This is a genomic window from Streptomyces sp. SAS_270 (assembly GCF_052543295.1).
Genome location: NZ_JBMNDS010000008.1, coordinates 4,147 through 24,650 on the forward strand (window position 1 = coordinate 4,147; position 20,504 = coordinate 24,650).

Annotated in this window: 16 protein-coding genes; 9 read left to right on the top strand and 7 right to left on the bottom strand. The window is 70.3% G+C overall.

The annotated features are described in order from the left end of the window. Positions 1 to 32: 32 nt before the first annotated feature. On the bottom strand, positions 33 to 2,603 hold the full coding sequence (pepN, locus tag ACN6LB_RS07625; protein ID WP_445025108.1) for an aminopeptidase N: 2,571 nt from the start codon (positions 2,601 to 2,603) through the stop codon (positions 33 to 35). 84 nt (positions 2,604 to 2,687) lie between these two features. Next, the gene (locus ACN6LB_RS07630) at positions 2,688 to 3,206 is read right to left on the bottom strand and encodes a PadR family transcriptional regulator (RefSeq protein WP_356138566.1); all 519 of its coding nucleotides are present in this window, start codon (positions 3,204 to 3,206) and stop codon (positions 2,688 to 2,690) included. 114 nt (positions 3,207 to 3,320) lie between these two features. On the opposite strand from ACN6LB_RS07630, the gene ACN6LB_RS07635 reads away from it, so the two are divergent. Continuing rightward, positions 3,321 to 3,872, top strand: coding sequence for a hypothetical protein (locus ACN6LB_RS07635; protein WP_445025109.1), 552 nt, complete (start codon positions 3,321 to 3,323; stop codon positions 3,870 to 3,872). A 76-nt stretch (positions 3,873 to 3,948) separates the two neighbouring features. Beyond that, the gene (locus tag ACN6LB_RS07640) at positions 3,949 to 4,473 is read left to right on the top strand and encodes a DUF1203 domain-containing protein (RefSeq protein ID WP_445025110.1); all 525 of its coding nucleotides are present in this window, start codon (positions 3,949 to 3,951) and stop codon (positions 4,471 to 4,473) included. Positions 4,474 to 4,530: 57 nt separating this feature from the next. On the opposite strand, the gene ACN6LB_RS07645 is transcribed toward ACN6LB_RS07640, so the two are convergent. Further along, on the bottom strand, positions 4,531 to 5,547 hold the full coding sequence (locus ACN6LB_RS07645) for an aspartate-semialdehyde dehydrogenase (RefSeq protein WP_445025111.1): 1,017 nt from the start codon (positions 5,545 to 5,547) through the stop codon (positions 4,531 to 4,533). Between the two features lie 189 nt (positions 5,548 to 5,736). Here ACN6LB_RS07645 and ACN6LB_RS07650 point away from each other — a divergent pair, with 189 nt between their 5' ends. Both ACN6LB_RS07650 and ACN6LB_RS07655 read left to right on the top strand, forming a co-directional pair. Beyond that, on the top strand, positions 5,737 to 6,276 hold the full coding sequence (locus ACN6LB_RS07650; protein ID WP_445025112.1) for a sigma-70 family RNA polymerase sigma factor: 540 nt from the start codon (positions 5,737 to 5,739) through the stop codon (positions 6,274 to 6,276). Position 6,277: 1 nt separating this feature from the next. Then, positions 6,278 to 7,030: a hypothetical protein gene (locus ACN6LB_RS07655; protein WP_445025113.1), complete on the top strand. Its 753-nt coding sequence runs from the start codon at positions 6,278 to 6,280 to the stop codon at positions 7,028 to 7,030. 75 nt (positions 7,031 to 7,105) lie between these two features. Here ACN6LB_RS07655 and ACN6LB_RS07660 read toward each other — a convergent pair whose 3' ends face one another. Together ACN6LB_RS07660 and ACN6LB_RS07665 are read right to left on the bottom strand one after the other, a co-directional pair. After that, positions 7,106 to 10,432 carry a S8 family serine peptidase gene (locus tag ACN6LB_RS07660; protein WP_445025114.1) on the bottom strand — a complete coding sequence of 1,109 codons (3,327 nt, stop codon included), beginning with the start codon at positions 10,430 to 10,432 and terminating at the stop codon, positions 7,106 to 7,108. A 244-nt stretch (positions 10,433 to 10,676) separates the two neighbouring features. Beyond that, positions 10,677 to 11,213 carry a CGNR zinc finger domain-containing protein gene (locus tag ACN6LB_RS07665; RefSeq protein WP_445025115.1) on the bottom strand — a complete coding sequence of 179 codons (537 nt, stop codon included), beginning with the start codon at positions 11,211 to 11,213 and terminating at the stop codon, positions 10,677 to 10,679. Positions 11,214 to 11,342: 129 nt separating this feature from the next. On the opposite strand from ACN6LB_RS07665, the gene ACN6LB_RS07670 reads away from it, so the two are divergent. The 5 genes from ACN6LB_RS07670 to ACN6LB_RS07690 all read left to right on the top strand — a co-directional run bounded on the left by ACN6LB_RS07670 (position 11,343) and on the right by ACN6LB_RS07690 (position 16,460). Beyond that, positions 11,343 to 11,786, top strand: coding sequence for a VOC family protein (locus ACN6LB_RS07670; protein WP_445025116.1), 444 nt, complete (start codon positions 11,343 to 11,345; stop codon positions 11,784 to 11,786). Positions 11,787 to 11,794: 8 nt separating this feature from the next. Further along, a complete protein-coding gene (locus tag ACN6LB_RS07675; protein ID WP_445025117.1) occupies positions 11,795 to 12,673 on the top strand; it encodes a pyridoxamine 5'-phosphate oxidase family protein in 879 nt (292 codons plus the stop codon). A gap of 9 nt (positions 12,674 to 12,682) precedes the next feature. Continuing rightward, complete coding sequence (locus tag ACN6LB_RS07680) at positions 12,683 to 13,162, top strand: NUDIX hydrolase (protein ID WP_356138546.1); 480 nt, start codon at positions 12,683 to 12,685, stop codon at positions 13,160 to 13,162. 265 nt (positions 13,163 to 13,427) lie between these two features. Then, positions 13,428 to 15,209: a TIGR03767 family metallophosphoesterase gene (locus tag ACN6LB_RS07685; protein ID WP_445025118.1), complete on the top strand. Its 1,782-nt coding sequence runs from the start codon at positions 13,428 to 13,430 to the stop codon at positions 15,207 to 15,209. Positions 15,210 to 15,299: 90 nt separating this feature from the next. After that, positions 15,300 to 16,460, top strand: coding sequence for a serine hydrolase domain-containing protein (locus ACN6LB_RS07690; protein WP_445025119.1), 1,161 nt, complete (start codon positions 15,300 to 15,302; stop codon positions 16,458 to 16,460). A 93-nt stretch (positions 16,461 to 16,553) separates the two neighbouring features. On the opposite strand, the gene ACN6LB_RS07695 is transcribed toward ACN6LB_RS07690, so the two are convergent. Together ACN6LB_RS07695 and pepN (ACN6LB_RS07700) are read right to left on the bottom strand one after the other, a co-directional pair. Continuing rightward, entirely contained in the window at positions 16,554 to 17,615 is a 1,062-nt protein-coding gene (locus ACN6LB_RS07695) for a hypothetical protein (protein ID WP_445025120.1), read from the bottom strand. A gap of 219 nt (positions 17,616 to 17,834) precedes the next feature. Beyond that, on the bottom strand, positions 17,835 to 20,411 hold the full coding sequence (pepN, locus tag ACN6LB_RS07700) for an aminopeptidase N (protein ID WP_445025121.1): 2,577 nt from the start codon (positions 20,409 to 20,411) through the stop codon (positions 17,835 to 17,837). Positions 20,412 to 20,504 lie beyond the last annotated feature (93 nt).

Sequence of the window (20,504 nt, forward strand, 5' to 3'; positions counted from 1 at the left end):
CCTCCCTCCCGCCCCCATGGCCGTAGGGACGACTACGCGGCCGCGTCCGCCGCCTGTGCCTTCAGTGCCCGCTCCACGCCCGAGCGGGACTCCGAGATCAGCCGGCGCAGCGCCGCGCTGGGCTCGGCCGAGGCCAGCCACGCGTCGGTCTTCGCGAGGGTGTCCGCGGAGACCTGGACCGCCGGGTAGAGACCGATGGCGATCTGCTGGGCGATCTCGTGCGAGCGGGAGTCCCAGATGTCCTTGACGACCTCGAAGAACTTGTCCGTGTACGGGGCGAGCAGCTCGCGCTGGCCGGTCTGGACGAAGCCGCCGATCACCGCCTCCTGCAGGGCGTTCGGCAGCTTGTCGGACTCGACGACCGAGGCCCACGCCTCCGCCTTCGCCTCCTCCGTCGGCCGGGCGGCCCGCGCGGTCGCCGCGTGGCGCTCACCGGCCGCCGTCCTGTCGCGCTCGTACTCGGCGGCGATCTCCGCCTCGTCGAAACGTCCGACCGCGGCGAGCCGCTGCACGAACGCCCAGCGCAGCTCCGTGTCCACGGCCAGGCCCTCGATGGTCTCCCGGCCCTCCAGCAGGCTCTCCAGGAGGTCCAGCTGCTCCGGCGTACGGGCCGTGGCGGCGAAGGCGCGTGCCCAGGCCAGCTGGTGGTCCGAGGCCGGGGCGGCCGAGTGCAGGTGGGCCAGCGTGGCGTCCGTCCAGCGGTTCAGCAGCGCCTCGCGCGCGGTCGGGTCGGCGTACAGCTCGATCGCCAGCTTCACCTGGCGGTGCAGCGACTGCACCACACCGATGTCGGACTCCTTGCCGATGCCGGACAGGACGAGCGAGAGGTAGTCGCGGGTCGCGAGTTCCGCGTCGCGCGTCATGTCCCACGCCGACGCCCAGCACAGGGCGCGCGGCAGCGAGGACTCGAAGTCGCCGAGGTGCTCGGTGACGAACGCGAGGGAGTCCTCGTCGAGACGGACCTTCGCGTACGACAGGTCGTCGTCGTTGAGCAGGAACACGGCCGGGCGGCGCTTGCCGATCAGCTCCGGTACGGCCGTCAGATCGCCGTCGACGTCCAGCTCGATGCGGTCGTCGCGGACCAGCTTGCCGCTGTCGTCGTCGAGGTCGTACAGGCCGACAGCGATGCGGTGCGGGCGCAGGGTCGGCTCGCCCTTCGCGCCGGTGGGCAGCGCGGGGGCCTCCTGGCGGATCGCGAAGGAGGTGATGACCCCGTTCGCGTCCGTCGTGACCTCCGGGCGCAGGATATTGATGCCGGCCGTCTGCAGCCACTTCTGCGACCACGTCGTCAGGTCGCGACCGGAGGTCTCCTCCAGCGCGCCCAGCAGGTCGGACAGGCGCGTGTTGCCGAACGCGTGCGCCTTGAAGTACGCCTGCACGCCCCGGAAGAACTCGTCCATGCCGACGTAGGCGACGAGCTGCTTGAGCACGCTCGCGCCCTTGGCGTACGTGATGCCGTCGAAGTTGACGAGCACGTCGTCCAGGTCGCGGATCTCCGCCATGATCGGGTGCGTGGACGGCAGCTGGTCCTGCCGGTAGGCCCACGTCTTCATGGAGTTGGCGAAGGTGGTCCACGAGTGCGGCCAGCGCGAGTTCGGCGCGTACGCCTGACAGGCGATGGAGGTGTACGTGGCGAACGACTCGTTCAGCCAGAGGTCGTTCCACCACTCCATGGTCACCAGGTCGCCGAACCACATGTGGGCCAGCTCGTGCAGGATCGTCTCCGCACGCACCTCGTACGCGGCGTCCGTGACCTTCGAACGGAAGACGTACTGGTCGCGGATGGTCACCGCGCCCGCGTTCTCCATCGCGCCCGCGTTGAACTCCGGCACGAACAGCTGGTCGTACTTGGCGAACGGGTACGCGTAGTCGAACTTCTCCTGGAACCACTCGAAGCCCTGCCGGGTGACCTCGAAGATCGCGTCCGAGTCCAGGAACTCGGCGAGCGAGGGCCGGCAGTAGATGCCCAGCGGCACGCTCTGGCCGTCCTTCTCGTACACGCTGTGCACCGAGTGGTACGGGCCGACGATCAGCGCCGTGATGTACGACGAGATCCGCGGCGTCGGCTCGAACGTCCAGACGTCGTCCTTGGGCTCCGGCGTCGGCGAGTTCGAGACCACCGTCCACCCCGTGGGCGCCTTGACGGTGAACTGGAAGGTGGCCTTCAGGTCGGGCTGCTCGAAGGACGCGAAGACGCGGCGGGCGTCGGGCACCTCGAACTGCGTGTACAGATACGCCTGTTCGTCGACCGGGTCGACGAACCGGTGCAGCCCCTCGCCGGTGTTGGTGTACGCGGCGTCGGCCACGACACGCAGGACGTTGCGGCCCTCCAGCAGCCCCGGAAGGGCGATCCGCGAGTCCTTGAAGACCTCGGCGACCGGGAGCTGGTCGCCGTTCAGGGTCACCTCGTGGACGGTCGGGGCCACCAGGTCGATGAAGGACTCCGCGCCGGTCTCGGCGGAGTCGAAGCGCACCGTGGTCACGGACCTGTAGGTGCCGCCCTCCTGCGCGCCGGAGAGGTCGAGATCGATCTCGTACGAGTCAACGGTGAGCAGCTTCGCCCGCTGCTGTGCCTCTTCGCGGGTCAGGTTTGTGCCAGGCACCCTGTCATCTCCTCGTTATGTGACGGTTGCGCCATCCTTCCATGTCGGGGCAGCACGGAGCAGGGGGTTATGCCCCGGGCGCACTCAGCGGGTCTCCAGCTGCCCGGCGGCCCAGTCGGCCCACTCCTTCTGGGCGGCGCTGATCCGCAGCCCGTACTCCAGCGCGAGGCGCCCGTGCACCGAAATCGGGTCGTCGCCCCAGTCGATCGACGCCTCCAGCTCCCTGAGCCCCGTGTGCTGGCGCTCGGCGCGGGCGGCCTCGGTGGCCAGGTAGGCCTTGGCCTCCAGCGGGGTGAGCACACCGAGGAAGAAGACCCGCAGCAGGACGTCGCTGCGTCTGACCCGGGTGGGCTCGACATCGGTGAGCCAGTGCCGCAGCTCGGTGAGGCCGGGCTCGGTGAGGGCGTACTCCTTGCGCCCGCGAGGGCCTTCCGAGGCCACCTCGATGAGTCCGGCGTCGGTGAGCTTGCCCAGCTCCCCGTACACCTGGCTCTGCGTCGCGGGCCAGGCGTTGGACAGCGAGGACTCGAACAGTTTCATCAGGTCGTAGCCGCTGGCCGGCTTTTCGGCGAGCAGCCCGAGAACCGCATGGCGAAGACTCATGGGCTCCACTTTACCTTCCACTCTTGACACGTCAATGCAGGACCTTCTAATTTTGACATGTCGAACTTGGAATGTGCAGCCGGGCCCGGCCCGACCTGATCTAGGAGCTCCCTCATGAACTACCTGCGCGGCTTCATCCCGTGGATCGCCTTCGCCGTCGTCTCGTCCGCCGGCTGGCAGTGGGGTGCGCTGACGGGGCTCGCGCTCGGTGCCTGGCTGCTCTTCAAGGACCACCAGGCGGGCGAGGCCGCCGGTGCGAAGATCCTTGAGATCAGCACCGTCGTCTACTTCGCGGCCCTGACCGCCTTCGCCTTCGCCCGCCCCGACAGTGGTCTGCAGGACTACAGCGGCACGTTCTCCTTCGGCTGGCTGGCGGTGACCGCCTGGGCCACGCTCGCCGTGGGCCGCCCCTTCACCACCGGCATAGCCCGCAAGCAGGCCCCGCGCGAGGTCTGGGACACCCCGCTCTTCCGCAGGATCAACGTGGTGATCACCGCCTTCTGGGCGGCCTCCTTCACGGTGACCGCCGCAGCGCTGGCCGCCGTGTACGCGGGCGACCTCGGCAGCGGAGTGTCCATCCCCGTCCAGGTGGCCGGCTTCGCGGTCGCCGCCTCCTTCACCGCCCGCTACCCGGAGCGCGCCCGGGCCGCCTCCGCCCAGGGCTGAGCAACGACCAGGCCCGGTCGAACGCGACGTCCGAATACCGCCGGAAATGCCGACCCGCCGGAAGGAGCCTGGAGCCATGACCAACCACACCGCACTCCCGATCCCGCCGGCGGCTCTCAAGGAGCTTCGCGACACCGATGACGCGGGCCGCCCCTGCGTTGCGTACACGGCCACGGAGAGCGGCGGCCCGCTCCGCTGCTGCCTGCGACCCGCCCAGGCCGGCGACGAGATCGCCCTCGTCTCGTACGCCCCGCTGCGCCGCTGGGCGGCCGAGACCTGGGCCAAGCCGGGCGCGTACGACGAGCAGGGTCCGGTCTTCATCCATGCCGACCCGTGCGAGGGGCCCGACGCCGACCCCGACGACTACCCCTTCAGCCGTCCCGGCGCCCTGCGCACGCTGCGCCGCTACAACGCGGAGGGACACATAGTCGGCGGCCGCCTCCTGGAAATACCGGAGACGGCCGCCGACGGGTTCGACGCTGCCCTCGCGGAAGCCTTCGCCGACCCGGAGGTCGCCCTGGTGCACGTCAGAGCCGTCGAGTACGGCTGCTTCCAGTTCGAGGTGCGCAGGGGCGCGGGGCCCCGGGCAACCAGCGCCTAGGGGTGCTTTGAAGGTCCTGGGCGCCGTGGGTGCTGTGCGGGACTTTTAAAACACCCCCTAGCCCTTCAGCTCCTTGGCGACGAGCTCCGCGATCTGCACCGCGTTCAGCGCCGCGCCCTTGCGGAGGTTGTCGTCCGAGACGAAGAGGGCGAGACCGTTCTCGACGGTCTCGTCGCGGCGGATGCGCCCGACGAAGGACTCGTCGCGGCCGGCGGCCGTGAGCGGGGTCGGGACGTCCGTGACGACGACGCCCTCGGCCCCGGCGAGGATCTCGGTCGCGCGCTCGGGGCTCAGCGGACGCGCGAAGCGGGCGTTGACCTGCAGGGAGTGACCGGTGAACACGGGGACGCGGACACAGGTGCCGGAGACCTTGAGGGCCGGGATCTCCAGGATCTTGCGGGACTCGTTGCGGAGCTTCTGCTCCTCGTCGGTCTCGTTCAGCCCGTCGTCCACGATGGAGCCCGCCAGCGGAAGCACGTTGTACGCGATCGGTGCGACGTACTTGTTCGGCGCGGGGAACTCCGCCGCCGAACCGTCGTGCGTCAGCTTCGGCGCATCGTCGCCGACCTTCTTGATCTGCTCGAAGAGCTCCTCGACGCCCGCGAGGCCAGAGCCGGAGACGGCCTGGTAGGTGGCGACGACCAGCGCTTCGAGGCCCGCCTCCGCGTGCAGCGGCTTCAGCACCGGCATCGCGGCCATCGTCGTGCAGTTCGGGTTCGCGATGATGCCCTTGGGGCGGTCGGCGATCGCGTGCGGGTTCACCTCGGACACCACCAGGGGCACGTCCGGGTCGCGGCGCCAGGCGGAGGAGTTGTCGATCACGACCGCGCCCTGCGAGGCGACCTTTTCGGCCAGCGCCTTCGACGTGGCGCCGCCCGCCGAGAACAGCACGATGTCCAGGCCCGAGAAGTCGGCCGTGGTGGCGTCCTCCACCGTCACACCGTCGAGGACCGTCCCCGCCGAGCGGGCCGAGGCGAACAGGCGCAGCTCGTCGACCGGGAACTTCCGCTCGACGAGGATGCTGCGCATGACCGTGCCGACCTGACCGGTGGCTCCGACGATTCCGACCTTCACGGCGACTCCCTATACCTGCGTTTTACCTGGCTCGGTTCTTCCATCATGCGTCTCACCCGGGCCCACCTGTCCAATCCTTTCGGCGTGGAGCCCGAGGAGTGGGACAGGACATCCCCGGGGTGTGACGTACGTTACGGCGAACGTTTCCGCCCGGTCCTGCGTCGTAAAGGAAACGCGGCGAGGAGAGGGGTGGCTGTGCTGCGCAGAAAGGCGCGCCGTGGCCAGGGGGACACCCCGGGGGTGGACGATCCCCTGGACGCGGCCCAGGAACGCCGGGTGCGGGCGGTGCTGGCGCTCGGCGGGATGCCCCAGACCGACCTGGCGGACGGAGTGCAGCAGGTCAGGCTGCGGCTGCTGGAGCGGGCGGCGAAGGGCGACGAGGCGCCGCGCGACGTGTCCGCGTGGGCGGCGGTCGTCGCCTCGAACCTCGCGATGGACTGGCACCGGGCCAAACGCCGCCAGGAGCGCCTCGGCGAGCGGCTGGCCTCGCTGCGCCAGCCGGCGCACCCCTCCGGCGAGGAGTCCAGCGTGCTCCAGCTCGCTGTCGCCCAGGGACTGGACGAGCTGCCCGACGCCCAGCGCCAGGTCCTCGTGCTGCGCTTCTACGCCGACCTGCCGGTGCGCGGGATCGCCGAGGAGCTCGGCATACCGGAGGGCACGGTCAAGAGCAGGCTGCACACGGCGGTCCGCGCACTGCGCGAACGCCTGCACGAGGACGAGGTGGTGTGACGTGGCCGAACACGAGAACAGTGCGGCACTGGACGCGCTGCTGGCCGCGATCACGGACGAACCGCTGCCCGAAGGAGCCCACGACGACCCGGAGTTCGCCACCGAGCATCGTGCGGCGGTGGCGGACGTGGCGCTGCTGCGGGAGCAGCTGGCGCTTCTCGGGGACGCGCTGGCGGAGCCGGTGGAGGAGGCCGGACCGGTACGGGTACCGAGGCGGCGGGCGCGCCGACCGGCAGGCGCCCCGAGGACGCGCGGCCGCCGTCCCCTAGCCCTCGCCATGGGCGCGCTCGTGGCGGTCTGTGTCACCGCGGCGCTCGTCGGCATGGGCTGGCTGCTGTCCCAGACCGGCGGAAGCAACGCCATGAGCGGGGCGGACGACGCCGGCAGCAAGGCGGACAGCAGCAGCGGCGACGCGAAAGGCGCCTCGGTGGGCGTCCCGGGCTACCTCGCCTGCGCGCGGCTCGTCGTCGAGGGCACTGTCGCCGAAGTCGAGCCGATGGCGGGCGACGACGAAAGCCGGGTCACCCTGGACGTCAGCCATTACTACAAGCCGGCGAAGGGCTCGGGCGAGGTCAACTTCGTGGTGGCCGACGAGCTCCAGCCACCCTTGCGCAAGGGCCAGCACGCGCTGATCACCATCATGCGCGACGCTCCCGGCCCGGATCACTGGACCGTGGGCGAGAAACCCATCGCCCGCGAACGGCAGTCGATCCTCGACGCGCTGCCCGAGTCGAAGGGCATCAAGTGCCAGTAACGGCAAGGAAGTCCAGGCACGCATGAGAAAGGGCGGGCGCCCGTTCCCGGACGCCCGCCCCGATCACCGCAGGAACTACGGGGTGACCTTCTCGATCTTCACGCTGCCGAGGCCCGCGACCGTGCCGCGCGCGTTCACCAGCTGGACCTGGCCGAAGAACTCCCGGCCCTCGGGCGCCGCGGCCGCGGCGGTGACCGAGCCGGAGACCGTCGCCGTGCCGCCCGTGGCGAGCTTGACCGGCGTCGACTCGTCGACCGTGACCTGGCCGAGCGTGGACGAGAAGAACACGTCCTGGTAGTCGTACGCCGTCGAGCCCGACGGGACCGAGTAGCCCACGACCTCGATGGTGTACGTACCGGCGGCGGGCGAGGCGATGGAGACCGCCTCCTCCGAGTCGCCGTCCGCGGACTGCCCGACCTGGGTGCCCGCGGCGTTGTACACCGTCAGGTCGAGGTCGGCGGCCGCGTCCGAGACGTTGCCGATGGCGACGTTCAGCGACTTGGCGCCCGCGGGCACGTCGACCGTGGTGGTCTGCGTGACGCCCTCGGTGATGGTCGGCCGCGCGTTCTTCGAGGAACCGAGCGGGCCGCCCTTCAGCGTGCCGTCCAGCGCGGCGAAGTTGTTCGTCACCTTCCAGGAGGCGGCGGCCGGGGTGCCGACCTTCGCCTCGGGAACGGTCACGACCGCCGGGTCGAACGCGGCGCCGAGCACCTCGACGTTCAGCTTGTACGGGTTGTCGAGCAGCGGCGACGTACGGCGCGACTCGACCTCGATCTCCCACACGCCGGCCTGCGGGTCCGTGTAGGCGCGCACGTCGGGCTTGCAGCCGTTGGTGTTCGGGTAGTTGCTGTAGCAGTACGGGGTGCCGGTGTCCTCGACCGGAACGCCGTACGGGTGGATCCCGATGAAGCGGGTCTGGCTCTTGTCGGCCAGGCCGCCGATGGCGACCTCCAGGGACTTGGCGCCCGCGGGGACCGTCACGAAGTACGAGCGGGTGCTGTTGCGCTGCACCGAACCCGACGCGGAGAACGTGTACCTGACCGGCGTGGAGACCACGACGGTGGTGAGGATCTGCTTGTCGACACCCTCGGTCGCCGGGTCGTCGACCTCAAGGATCGCGCTCTTGATGCCCGCGGACTCGGGGGCGGCCTGGACCTTGACGGTCACCGGCTTGTTCAGCGGCAGCGTCACCTCGCCCTTGCCCACGATCCTGAAGGTGCCGGCCTTGTTGTTCGCGAGGTGCAGATCGTGGCGAACGGCCTTGTCCGGACCGGACGTACGGGTGATCGTGACGTCGTACGTCTTCTTCTGGCCCGCCTTGAGGCCGCCCTCGCGGTCGTAGAGGCCGGTGCCGAAGCCCGGCGTCTTCAGCGCGCCGTCGATCGCGGTGTCGACCGGCGCCTTGACGACGTAGTTATTGGGCACTGCGTCGTGGGCGGTGGCGCCGTCCTTGATGGCGTCCCAGGCGTCCACGATGTCGATGAGGCCGGCACCCTCCTCGTACGCCTGCACACCGTCGATGTGGTGGGCGGTCGAGGACAGCGCGGTGCGCAGGACGGCCGGGGTGAGGGCGATGTGCCGCTGCTTGGCGGCGCTCAGCAGCAGCGCGGAGGCGCCCGCGGCCTGCGGCGAGGCCATCGAGGTGCCCTGGAGCATCGAGTAGCCGGCCGGCAGCGTGTAACCCGACTCGGCGACCGGGGAGCCCGGCAGCCAGGTCTGGGTGGAGTTGATCGAGGCGCCGGGCGCGGTCAGCGTCGGGGTGAAGCCGCCGTCCTCACGCGGGCCGCGCGAGGAGAAGGGCAGCATCGCGTACGGCTTCTTCACCTGCGAGCCGTAGTTGGACGCCCAGGTCTGCTTGGAGATGGCCGCGCCGACCGAGATGACCTTGTCGGCCAGGCCGGGGTCGCCGATGGTGTTGGCACCGGGGCCGGAGTTGCCCGCGGAGATCACCAGCTGGACGCCGTAGGTGTCGATGAGGCGGGTGTAGAGCTCGGCGCGCGCGTTGTTGCCGTCGTTCAGCGCGGGCAGACCGCCGATGGACATGTTGACGATGTCGACACCGCGGTTGGTGACGAGGTCGATCATGCCCTCGGTGAGCGCGACGTTGGTGCAGCCGCCGGTCCAGGTGCAGGCGCGCGAGGAGACGATCTTCGCGCCCGGCGCGGCACCGTTCATCTTGCCGCCGAACAGGCCGTTCGCGGAGGTGATGCCCGCGACGTGCGTGCCGTGCTCGGACTCGATGACGCCGATGTTGACGAAGTCGCGCTTCTGGCCGACCCAGTCGCCGCCGTAGGGGTCCATCGGGACGTCCTTGCGGATCTGCACGACGAACGGCTGGCGCTCGACGACGTCGGTCGACGGGTTGTCGGTGCCGAAGTAGCCGACCTGGTAGCCGTCCTTGTACGGCTTCATCGGTGTGTCGTCGGTGAAGTCGTTGTTGTTGTTCAGGTCGACGCGGACGGTGCCGGCCGCCGGGTCGTACAGCAGGCCCCACGAGTCGGTGGTGTCACCGTCGCGGTTCGCGTCACCCTTGGCGTCGCCGCCCGTGGTGGCGGACTCCTTGAAGGTGCTGACCTGGTACGAGCCCGCGGGCGCCGTCCAGGTCTTGCCGCTGTAGGTGAAGGTGGGCCCGGACACCGGGGTGACCTGCGGACGCCAGGTGGCGTCGCTGTCCAGGATCGGGTCGGTCGAGGTCACCCAGTCGACGATCTTGCGCTCGCCGGTGGTGGTCTTCTGCAGTGCCGGGTGGCCGAGGTCCACGCCGGAGTCGAGGATGCCGATGGTGACGCCCCGGCCGTCCGCCTTCGTGTTCTTCCTCACGAAGTCGACGGCGCCCGTCTCGAAGGACGGGTTGTACGGGTTGACGGCGGGGGTCTTCTCGTTCGGCGCCGGGTACGTGGCTGCCGAAGTGGCCTGCTCCTTGGCGCCCTTGGCCGTGTCGGCGCTCGGGGTGGGGTCGTCGAGGGCTATCTCCTGGCGCAGGTCGATGCCGTGCACGGAGGACAGCTTCTCGGCGGCGGCGATGGCCGAGTCGGCCTTGCCCGTGGGCACGGTCGCGCGGACGTAGCCGAGCTTGTCGTAGGCCCGGCCCACCGAGCCGCCCTTGACCGCGTCCAGTTCCTTGGCGACCTGCTCGGTCTGCCCGGGAGCGGTGGCGATCATCATCGTGACGTTCTTGGCGCCGTCCGTCTTGGCCTGTGCCAGGAGGTCGGCGTCGTCCGAACCGAGCTTGGCGCTCGCGGACTTGACGGCGGGGTCGGCCGGAGTGGTGTCCGTGTCCGCGGAGAAGGCCATGGGTATCGGCCCGGCCGCGGAGAGCGCGGCCACCAGGCCCGCGGCCACGGCTATGCGGGCCGCGCGTCTCGCGCCCGAGATCGGAGCGCGCTGAGGTTCGGGGGTCATCAGCATCCCTTGTAGGTAAAGGAACGAGCGTGGAGTGACCGGTTCCGCTGATGTCACGGAACGCGATCACGTCAGTCCGGTATGTGAACCCGGATGACCGCTCAGCTTTGCCTAAGGGGCAGATGTTTGGGGAGAGTTGACCGAGGCGAGATGAAGCCATGGCGTACTTCCGCCATACGTCACGCCAGTGATAGCCCGCTATCGATGGACATATCGGTCGGTAGGGATATCCCTTTGTGTCGACTTAACTCTCTTTCGTTCGCGCGTAGTGGCGGGACGCCTTCGCGCGGTTGCCGCACGCCGCCATCGAGCACCAGCGGCGTGTGCCGTTCCTCGACGTGTCGAAGAAGTGCAGGATGCACGAGCCGTGCGCGCAGCGGCGGATGCGGTCGGGGGCGGTGCTCAGGAGCTCCAGGTAGTTGCGGGCGGCGAGCCATGCGGGACCCCAGGAGGGGTTGCTGAACTCGGGCTGCTCGCCCGGCCCCTCTGTGCTCAGGGTGGCCCGGATGCGCCCGTGTGCGAGCACGGCGTCGACGCGCTCGGCGCCCTCGGTGAGTGAGCCGTCCACCGCGCTTCTGAGCGCGTCGCGCGCTTGGTGCACATGGCGAAGGACCGCCTCGTCGGCGGGGAAGTCGAGCCCGTTGGCCGCCAGCCATACCGCCAGCCCGTCCGTGTCCGTCAGCAGATCCTGCACCGCACCTTCGTGCATCCACCGGGTGTTCATCAGGTCGAGCGCGAGCGGCTCACCGGTGAGCGGGCGCGGGTCGTGGGCGGCGGACATGTGGGGCTCCCTTCCGTGCTAACCGGTCAAGAGTACGTGAGCGGTTGTATTCTTCGATTCTAACCTCTAATCTCATTTTCAGGGGTTAGCCATCAAGGGCTGCCGCCGACGGAACGGATGGGGACTGTCATGACCCTGCGCACCGGCCACATCGGCCTCAATGTCACCGACCTCGACCGCTCGCTCGCCTTCTACCGCGACGTCCTCGGCTTCGAGGTGATGGGCGAGGGCAAGGAGGAGGGCCGCAGGTACGCGTTCCTCGGCACCGACGGACAGCTCGTGCTCACCCTCTGGCAGCAGGCGCAGGGCGCGTACGACAAGGGGCGCGCGGGCCTGCATCACCTGGCCCTGGAGGTCGACACGGTCGAGCGGGTGCGGGCGTACGAGGAGGCCCTGCGCGGCCAGGGGGTGGAGTTCGCGTACGAGGGTGTGGTCGCCCACCGCGAGGGATCGGCGTCCGGCGGCATCTTCTTCCACGACCCCGACGGCACCCGGCTGGAGATCTACACGCCGAGCGGCGTCGAGGGTGCGACAGCGCCGTCGGAGTCGGCTCCGACCTGCGGTTTCTTCTAGGAGGAGCGGTGACTTATCACTCCGGCTCGCGGGCCGTGCAGGACCGGGTCGGGGTCCGCGACCTCGCCGATCACGTGGGGCGCTCCATCGGGCAGGGCATCCGCCCGGTGGCCGCCGCCTTCCTCGAACTCCAGCCGATGCTGGTCATCGGCGCCGCAGACCCGGACACCGGGGCGGTCTGGGCCTCGCTGCTCACCGGCGAACCCGGGTTCGTGCGGGCGACGGGACCGCACCGGATCTCCGTCCGGGGCGGCCCCCGCGAGGGCGACCCGCTCACCGCCGCCCTCGCCATCGCGGGCACGGCGGTCGGCACCATCGAACTCGACCCGCGCACCCGCCGCCGTATGCGCCTGAACGGCCGGTCCACCCCCACTGCCCGCGGCCTCGCGATCGACGCCGACCAGGTGTTCTCCAACTGCCCGAAATACCTGCAGCGCAGAGAGACGTACGAGACGGTCGAGCGGGCTGCCGTGGCGCCCCGGCACGGCAGCGAACTCACCTCCTCGCAGCGGGAGTTCATCGAGAGCGCCGACACCTTCTTCATCGCCACCGTGCACGCGCACGGCGCCGACGCCAGCCACCGGGGCGGCAACCCAGGCTTCGTGCACGTCACTTCCCCGCGCGAGCTGAACTGGCGTGACTATCCCGGCAACTCCATGTACCTCACCCTCGGCAACCTGACGGCCGACGCGCGCTGCGGCCTGCTCTTCCTGGACTGGACGTCGGGGGCGGTGCTCCAGCTCACGGGCCGGGCGCGGACGGAGTTCGACGGGGAAGGGGAGCGGACGGTGCGCTTCACCGTCGAGGGGGTCGTGGATGCCCCGGGCGCGAGTCCGCTGCGCTGGGGACCGCCCGAGTACTCACCGGCCAACCCCGCCCTGTCGTAACGTCTGGGCATGCACAAGGAGTTGAGGGTGGCGGCCTACGCCGTATGCGTACGGGACGGACAGATGCTGCTGGCCCGCTGGGTCGCCGGCGACGGCACCAAGCGGTGGACGCTGCCCGGCGGCGGCATGGACCACGGCGAGGACCCGTACGACACCGTCATCCGCGAGGCCGAGGAGGAGACCGGCTACACCGTCGAGCCGCTCACCCTCCTCGGCATCGACTCCACCCGGCGCCGCTACCCACGCCGGCTCGGCACCGCCGCCGACTTCCAGGGCCTCAGGATCGTCTACGAGACCCGGATCACCGGCGGCGACCTGCGCCACGAGACGAACGGCTCCACGGACATGGCGGCCTGGCACCCCCTCGACGAGGTGCCCGCGCTGCAGCGCGTCGGACTCGTCGACGTCGGCCTGGAGCTGTGGCGACAGCGCCCGGCCCTGGGCCGGACGGCGACCCGGGCGGAGGAGCGGGAGAACCCCGTCGACTAGAGCTGAGAAGCGGGAAAACCCCCCTTGGAACAGGTGGAGTACCCCGGCAGATGAACGCGGAGTGACCGGCTTCCGGCCGTTCGGAGAGGGCTCCATGGCCGCGCAGGGTAGTCCAAGATCCACGTACGGTGATCGGCGTTGCCCGTTGCTGCTCAGTTAACGTCCAGGTCATCCCCGGTGCCAACGATCCAGTGTGAGCGGGGAGTCCGCGCAACGCACTCCCCGCGACCACCGCCGACGCGTTCGTACTCGGGGAGATCGCGCCATGCCGCGCATACGCTCTGTCGCCACCGCCGCAGCTTCCGCCGTACCCGCCGCCGTCAACCGCCGCACCGTGCTGGCCGCCACCGGAGCGGTGTCCCTCTCCGCGGGCGTCGGCTTCGCCCTGCGGCCCGACTCCGCGGCCCACGCCGCCACCGGACACGCTCCTGCCGCCGCGCAGGAGGCACCCATCGCCGTGTCCCGCCAGGCGCCCGCCGCGCCGCTGGCCCCCTACACCCGCGGCACCACGCTGTCCTCGGTCGCCACGCCCCGCGGCAGCTCCGGCTACCGCAGGCTCGGCGACGGCCCCGCCTGGAAGCGCGTCGTGCGCGGCGAGCTCGCCACGCCGCACTCGGGCCGCGCCGCACGGCGCACCGCGCTCGCCGCCTTCGTGCAGTTCACCGACCTGCACCTGGTCGACACCCAGCACCCGCTGCGCCTGGAGTTCCTGCGGTCCCAGTCCGCGAGTGCCTGGCGGCCGCAGGAGACCCTGTCCGTCGCGGGCGCCGTCTCGCTCGTCGAGCGCGTCAACACCCTGCGGGGAGCGCCCGTCACCGGCTCCCCGCTCCACTTCGTCATGACCACCGGCGACAACACGGACAACAACTCCAAGACGGAACTGGACTGGTTCCTGAAGGTCATGAGCGGTGGCCGCATCACCCCCAACTCCGGTGACCCGCGCCACTACGAGGGCGTCCAGAACAGCGACCTCAAGCTCTACTGGCAGCCCGACGCCGCCCTCCGCGACGCCGACAAGCAGCTCGGCTTCCCGCGTATCCAGGGCTTCCTGGAGGCCGCGATCCGCGAAGTGCGAAGCCCCGGCCTCGGTCTGCCCTGGTACTCCACCGTCGGCAACCACGACGCGCTGCCCCTGGGCTGCTACGCGCACGGCGACTCCTACCTCACCGACTTCGCGACCGGCGGCAAGAAGCTGATGTCGCTGCCCGCCGCGACCAGCAAGACCCTGCTGAAGGCCATCAAGGACGGCAAGGACCCCAAGGGCGTCCAGTTCAGGGACATGCTGAAGGCGCACACCCGCGACCTGCGCTCGGTCACCCCGGACGAGCGGCGCGCCCCGTTCACGCCCGCCGAATACCTCCGGGCGCACCTCGACCCCGCGAACACCGGCCCCGGCCCCATCGGGCACGGCTACTCGTCGGCGAACCTCGCGGCGAACACGCAGTACTACACCTTCCGCATCGCCGAGGACGTCCTCGGCATCAGCCTGGACACCACCGACCCGGGCGGCCACTACGCGGGCTCCATCGGCACGGCCCAGCTGAAGTGGCTGGAGCGGACGCTGAGCGAGAACAACGACTCGTACGTCATCGTTTTCAGTCACCACACCAGCAAGTCGATGCAGAACCCGCGCACCGACCCGGCGCACCCGCGCGAACGGCGGCACGACGGCGCCGAGCTGGTCGCTCTTCTCGGCAACCACCGCAACGTCCTGGCCTGGGTGAACGGCCACACCCACCGCAACGAGATCGTCGCCCACCAGGGCGCGGGCCGCCACCCCTTCTGGGAGGTCTCCACCGCCTCGCACGTCGACTTCCCCCAACTCGCCCGTGTCATCGAGCTGGTGGACAACCACGACGGCACACTCTCCCTCTTCACCACCCTCATCGAGTCCGGCGCCCCGCACCGCACGGATTACGCCGACCTCACCCAGACGGGCCTGGCGGCGCTCTACCGCGAACTGTCCTTCAACGCCCCCGGGGCGAGGACGGACCTGACGGGCTCGGCGGTGGACCGCAACACCGAGCTGGTCCTGAAGAAGGGCTGAATCCCGCTCAACTGCGGTATCACAGGCAACCTTTGCGCACCCCGCCCCGGTCCTTCCCCGCGACCACGAAGCTCGACGGAGGGGGAAGACATGTCGGTGCGCAGAGGACCGGTTTCGGGAGTGGGTACGGCGCTGGCGGCGGTCACCGCGGTGGCGCTGGCGGCGACACTGGCAGGACCCGCGACCGCGGCGCCCGCGGGAGGGGACCACGGCGCCACCCGGGCGGCCATGGACGCGGCCGTGAAGGACGGCGTCCCGGGTGTCGCGCTCCAGGCCAAGGACGCGCACGGCACCTGGAAGGCGACGTCGGGCGTGGGCAGCCTCAAGACGGGCAAGCCGCGCAGTGCCGACGACCGTTACCGGGTCGGCAGCATCACGAAGACGTTCGTCTCCACCGTCCTGCTCCAACTGGAGGCGGAGGGCAGGCTGTCGCTGGACGACACCGTGGACAAGTGGCTGCCGGGCGTGGTCCACGGCCACGGCCACGACGGACGGAAGATCACCGTGCGCCAGCTCCTCAACCACACGTCGGGGATCTTCAACTACACGGCGGACGACACCTTCGGCCGCACGTACTTCCTGAAGGACGGCTTCTTCAAGCACCGCTACGACACGAAGACCCCGAAGCAGCTGGTGGGGATCGCCATGTCCCACAAGCCGCTCTTCGCACCCGGCACGTCGTGGAGCTACTCGAACACGAACTACGTACTGGCGGGCATGGTCATCAAGAGCGTGACGGGCCACTCCTACGCGACGGAGATCCGCCACCGCATCATCGAACCGCTCCACCTGAGCGCGACCTCGCTCCCCGGCACCCGGGTCACGGTCCCGCAGCCCAGCAGCCGGGCCTACTCCAAGCTCGCCGAGACGGCGACGGGTCCGACGTACGACGTCACGAAACTCAACCCCTCCCTCGCCTCCTCCGCCGGCGAGGTGATCTCTGACTCCGCCGACCTGAACCGCTTCTACTCGGCCCTCCTGCGCGGCAAGCTCCTGCCGAAGAAGCAGCTCAAGGAGATGAAGACCACCATCAGGATCGAGGGCTCCGCCAACCGCTACGGCCTGGGCATCGCCGACATCACCCTCTCCTGCGGCACCCACCTCTGGGGCCACGACGGCGGCATCCACGGCTCCTCCTCGGCAGCCGCGACCACCCCCGACGGCCGCCACTCCCTCGCCTTCAACTTCAACGGCGACTGGTCGGGGGACGCGGGGGCGGTGATCGAGGCGGAGTTCTGCGGGACCGAGTAGACATCCGGCCCTGCCTGCGGACACATACGAGGAGGGGCCCCCGGCACCCCGGTGGCCCCTCCTCTCCCCTCCTGGTGCGGGCTCGGTCCGTCACTACCGCGGCAGCACCACGACATAGGCGGCCGGGTCGCGTTCGTTCGACGCCATCAGGGCGGTGCGGACGACGGTGGCCTGCTGGTCGAGGGATTCCCGGAGCTTCTTCGGGGTGATGTACACGACGGTGATGCCGAGACGTTCGAGGACCTCGCGTTTGCGGGCGTACTCGGACCACATGGCGTCCTCGTCCTGGCGGGGGGCGCGGGTGTCCAGCTCGACGGCGACGGCCTGGTCGGGCCAGTAGGCGTCGAGGCCGCCGAGGTGAGGGCCGCCGGGGAGCCGGAGGTCCACGTTCCAGACCGGGTCGGGCAGGCCGTGTTCCTGGACCATCCGGTACAGGCGGTCCTCCGCGATCGCGCGGCCCTCGGCGATGAGGGAGTCGACGGCGTCCACCACGTGCGGGCGGTTCAGAAGCTTGGCCTGGGTCAACTCCCGTACCACCGCGGCGGGTTCGCAGTGCCCTCCGCGTACGGCCTCGGTCAGCAGCCGCCGTACCGCGTTCGCGTCCGTCAGCTCGGCCACCGCGTCCGCCACGGCGCGCGGGACCGGGGCGACCGGGACGCCCGCGACGAGGTCGGGCGCGGGCAGCGCGGCCGTGCGGATCACCTGGGCGCAGCCCGTCGAGCGCAGCCGGCGCAGCCGGGGGACCAGGACGTCGATCCGGTCGAGCGAGAGCAGCGGCGGCGCGGACGCGAAGCCGTGCAGCGCGAGGGCGGCAAGACCCGTGACCACCGCGTCGGTGTAGCGCAGCGGCGCGTGTGCCTCCTCCGAGCCGGGCTGCGCAGGGATCGCCGTCGACAGCTCGCGCACCGGGCCGCGGGCCGCGTACAGCAGGACCGCGTGCAGCCGCTCCTCCGAGGTGGGCGGGCCCGGGTGGAGCAGGAAGACCCCCGGCAGGAGCTGCTGCCAGGCGCCGCCGGGGCGGCACTGCTCGTTCGTCTCGGCGGCCGTCACGCCGTGCTCACGCAGCTGGCCCGTGGTCAGGACGCGGCGCTGGACGTCGGAGAGGTGACGCAGGGGGCGGGGGGAGAGCGGGGAGAGCGGGGTGTTGTGGTTCATGACCCGGGGTTTCCCGCTACGGATCGGCGTCCTAACCGCTGTTACACGCCTGTCGACAAATCTGGACAAGATGGCGCTAAAGGACGGGTGTTCGGTTGCCGAGTAGGCAGGGAAAACCCCTGGTCCGTTCGGGTGGGACCAGGGGTTACGGTTCCGTTTGCCTGAATTTCGTAACGGTGACGGCAGGCTCAATCCTTGGCCATGGCTGCCATGCTCGTGTCAGCCGGCGGCGGCCCCGTCGCAGGCCTGCGCCCGCAGCGTTCGCGCCAGGTCGTCCCGGGCCTCCAGGACCAGCCGGCGCAGGGCCGGCGGCGCGTCCTCGTGGGCGGTCAGCCAGCTGTCCGTGGCGTCCAGGGTCTCCGGTGAGTCCTGGAGGGAGGGGAAAATACCCTTCACCACGTCCATGGCGATCTGGATGGAGCGGTCGGCCCACACGCGCTCGATCGCCTCGAAGTACTTCGGGGCGTACGGCGCGGTCAGCTCGCGGTGCGAGGACTGGGCGAAGCCCGCGATCGTGGCCTCGACCAGGGCGTTGGAGAGGGCGTCGGACTCCACGACCGACGCCCACGCCTGCGCCTTGACCGCCGCCGAGGGGCGGGCGGCGAGGCAGCGCACCTGGTGACGCTTGCCGGACGCCGTGTCGTCGCGGGCCAGCTCGGCCCCGAGAACGGTCTCGTCCGCGGCACCGTGCGCGGCCAGCGGCTCCAGGAACGACCAGCGCAGCTCCTGGTCCACCTCCAGACCGTCGATCTTGGCCGTTCCCTCCAACAGGCCCTGGAGGAGCTGGAGATCGGCCTCGCTCGACGCGACCGCCGCGAAGAAGCGCGCCCAGGTCAGCTGGTGCTGGCTGCCCGGCTCGGCGAGCCGCAGCTCCCGCAGCGCGCCCTCCGCGAGCAGGCGCCCGCCCGTCTCGCGCCACTGCGGCTGCGCGTAGTGGGTGAGCGCCGAGTTCGCCCAGGCGTGCAGCATCTGCAGGACGCCGATGTCGGACTCGCGGCCCGCGAAGCGCAGGACGAGGTCGACGAAGTCGCGGGCGGGCATCAGCGCGTCGCGCGTGAGGTTCCACAGCGCCGACCAGCACAGGGCGCGCGACAACGGGTCGGTGAGGTCGCCGAGTTGGTCCCGCAGCGTGGCGAGCGAGTTCTCGTCGAAGCGGATCTTGCAGTACGTCAGGTCGTCGTCGTTGACCAGCACCAGTTCGGGGGCGTCCGCTCCGGCCAGTTCACCGACGACGGTGCGCGGTCCTTCGACGTCCACCTCGGCGCGCGCGTACCGCTCGAGGGCGCCCTCGGGCGAGCGCCGGTACAGGCCCACCGCCACCCGGTGCGGCCGCAGTTCGGGGTGGGACTCCGCCGCCTCCTGCAGCACGGCCAGCTCGGTGATGCGGCCCTCGGAGTTCAGGATCACCTGCGGCGTGAGGGAGTTGACGCCCGCCGTCTGGAGCCAGGCCCGCGACCAGGCCGTCATGTCGCGCCCGCTCGTCTCCTCCAGGACCGACAGCAGGTCGCCCAGGCGCGTGTTGCCGTACGCGTTCTGCTTGAAGTAGCGGCGCGCACCCTCAAGGAAGGCGTCCCGGCCGACATACGCCACCAACTGCTTCAGAACGGCGGCACCCTTGGCGTACGTGATGCCGTCGAAGTTGAGCTTCGCGTCCTCCAGGTCACGGATGTCGGCCGTGATCGGGTGTGTGGAGGGGAGCTGGTCGGCGCGGTACGCCCAGGCCTTGCGGTTGTTGGCGAAGGTGACCCAGCCGTTGGTGAAGCGGGTCGCCTCGGCCATCGAGAACGTGCCCATGAAGTCGGCGAAGGACTCCTTCAGCCACAGGTCGTCCCACCACACCATGGTCACCAGGTCGCCGAACCACATGTGCGCCATCTCGTGCAGGACGACGTTGGCGCGGCGCTCGTACGCGGCCTGCGTCACCTTGCCGCGGAAGATGAACTCCTCGCGGAACGTGACCAGTCCGGGGTTCTCCATCGCGCCGAGGTTGTACTCTGGCACGAACGCCTGGTCGTACTTCCCGAACGGGTACGGGTAGTCGAAGTGGTCGTGGAAGAAATCCAGCCCCTGCTTGGTGACGAGGAAGACGTCGTCCGCGTCGAAGTGCCGGGCGAGCCCCTTGCGGCACATCGCGCCGAGCGGGATCTCCAGCCGCGTACCGTCCTCGAAGACCCGCTCGTAGGAGTCCGTCACATAGTGGTACGGGCCGGCGGCGATGGCGGTGATGTACGTCGAGATCGGCTTCGTCTCGGCGAACTCCCACACCCCGTCGACCAGTTCGCCGACGCCGTTGCTCCACGCCGTCCAGCCCTCGGGCGCCCGGACCTCGAAGCGGTAGGGGGCCTTCAGGTCCGGCTGCTCGAAGCCCGCGAACACCCGCCGGGAGTCGGCGGGCTCGTACTGCGTGTACAGGTACACCTCGCCGTCCTCCGGGTCGACGAAGCGGTGCATGCCCTCGCCGGTGCGGGAGTACGCGCACTGGGCGTCGACGACGAGTTCGTTCTCGGCGGCCAGCTCCGCCAGCTCGATCCTCGTCCCGTCGAAGACGCTGCCCGGGTCGAGGTCCTTGCCGTTGAGTGAGACCGCCGTCACACTCGGCGCGATCAGGTCGGCGAAGCTCGTGGCCCCCGGATCGGCGCACCGGAAGCGGATCGTGGTCACGGAGCGGAACGTCCGCGGCTCGCTCTGCGCGTCCCCGACCGCGGACCGCAGGTCGAGGGATACCTCGTACCCGTCGACGGACAGCAGGGCGGCCCGCTCCCGGGCCTCGTCGCGGGACAGATTCTCACCGGGCACGGGCGGCACTCCCTTGTGGCGTGTGTGTCTGGTCACGGGTACGGCTGAACAGCACCGATCCTGCCATGTGCACCTGACACCGGACACCGGGAA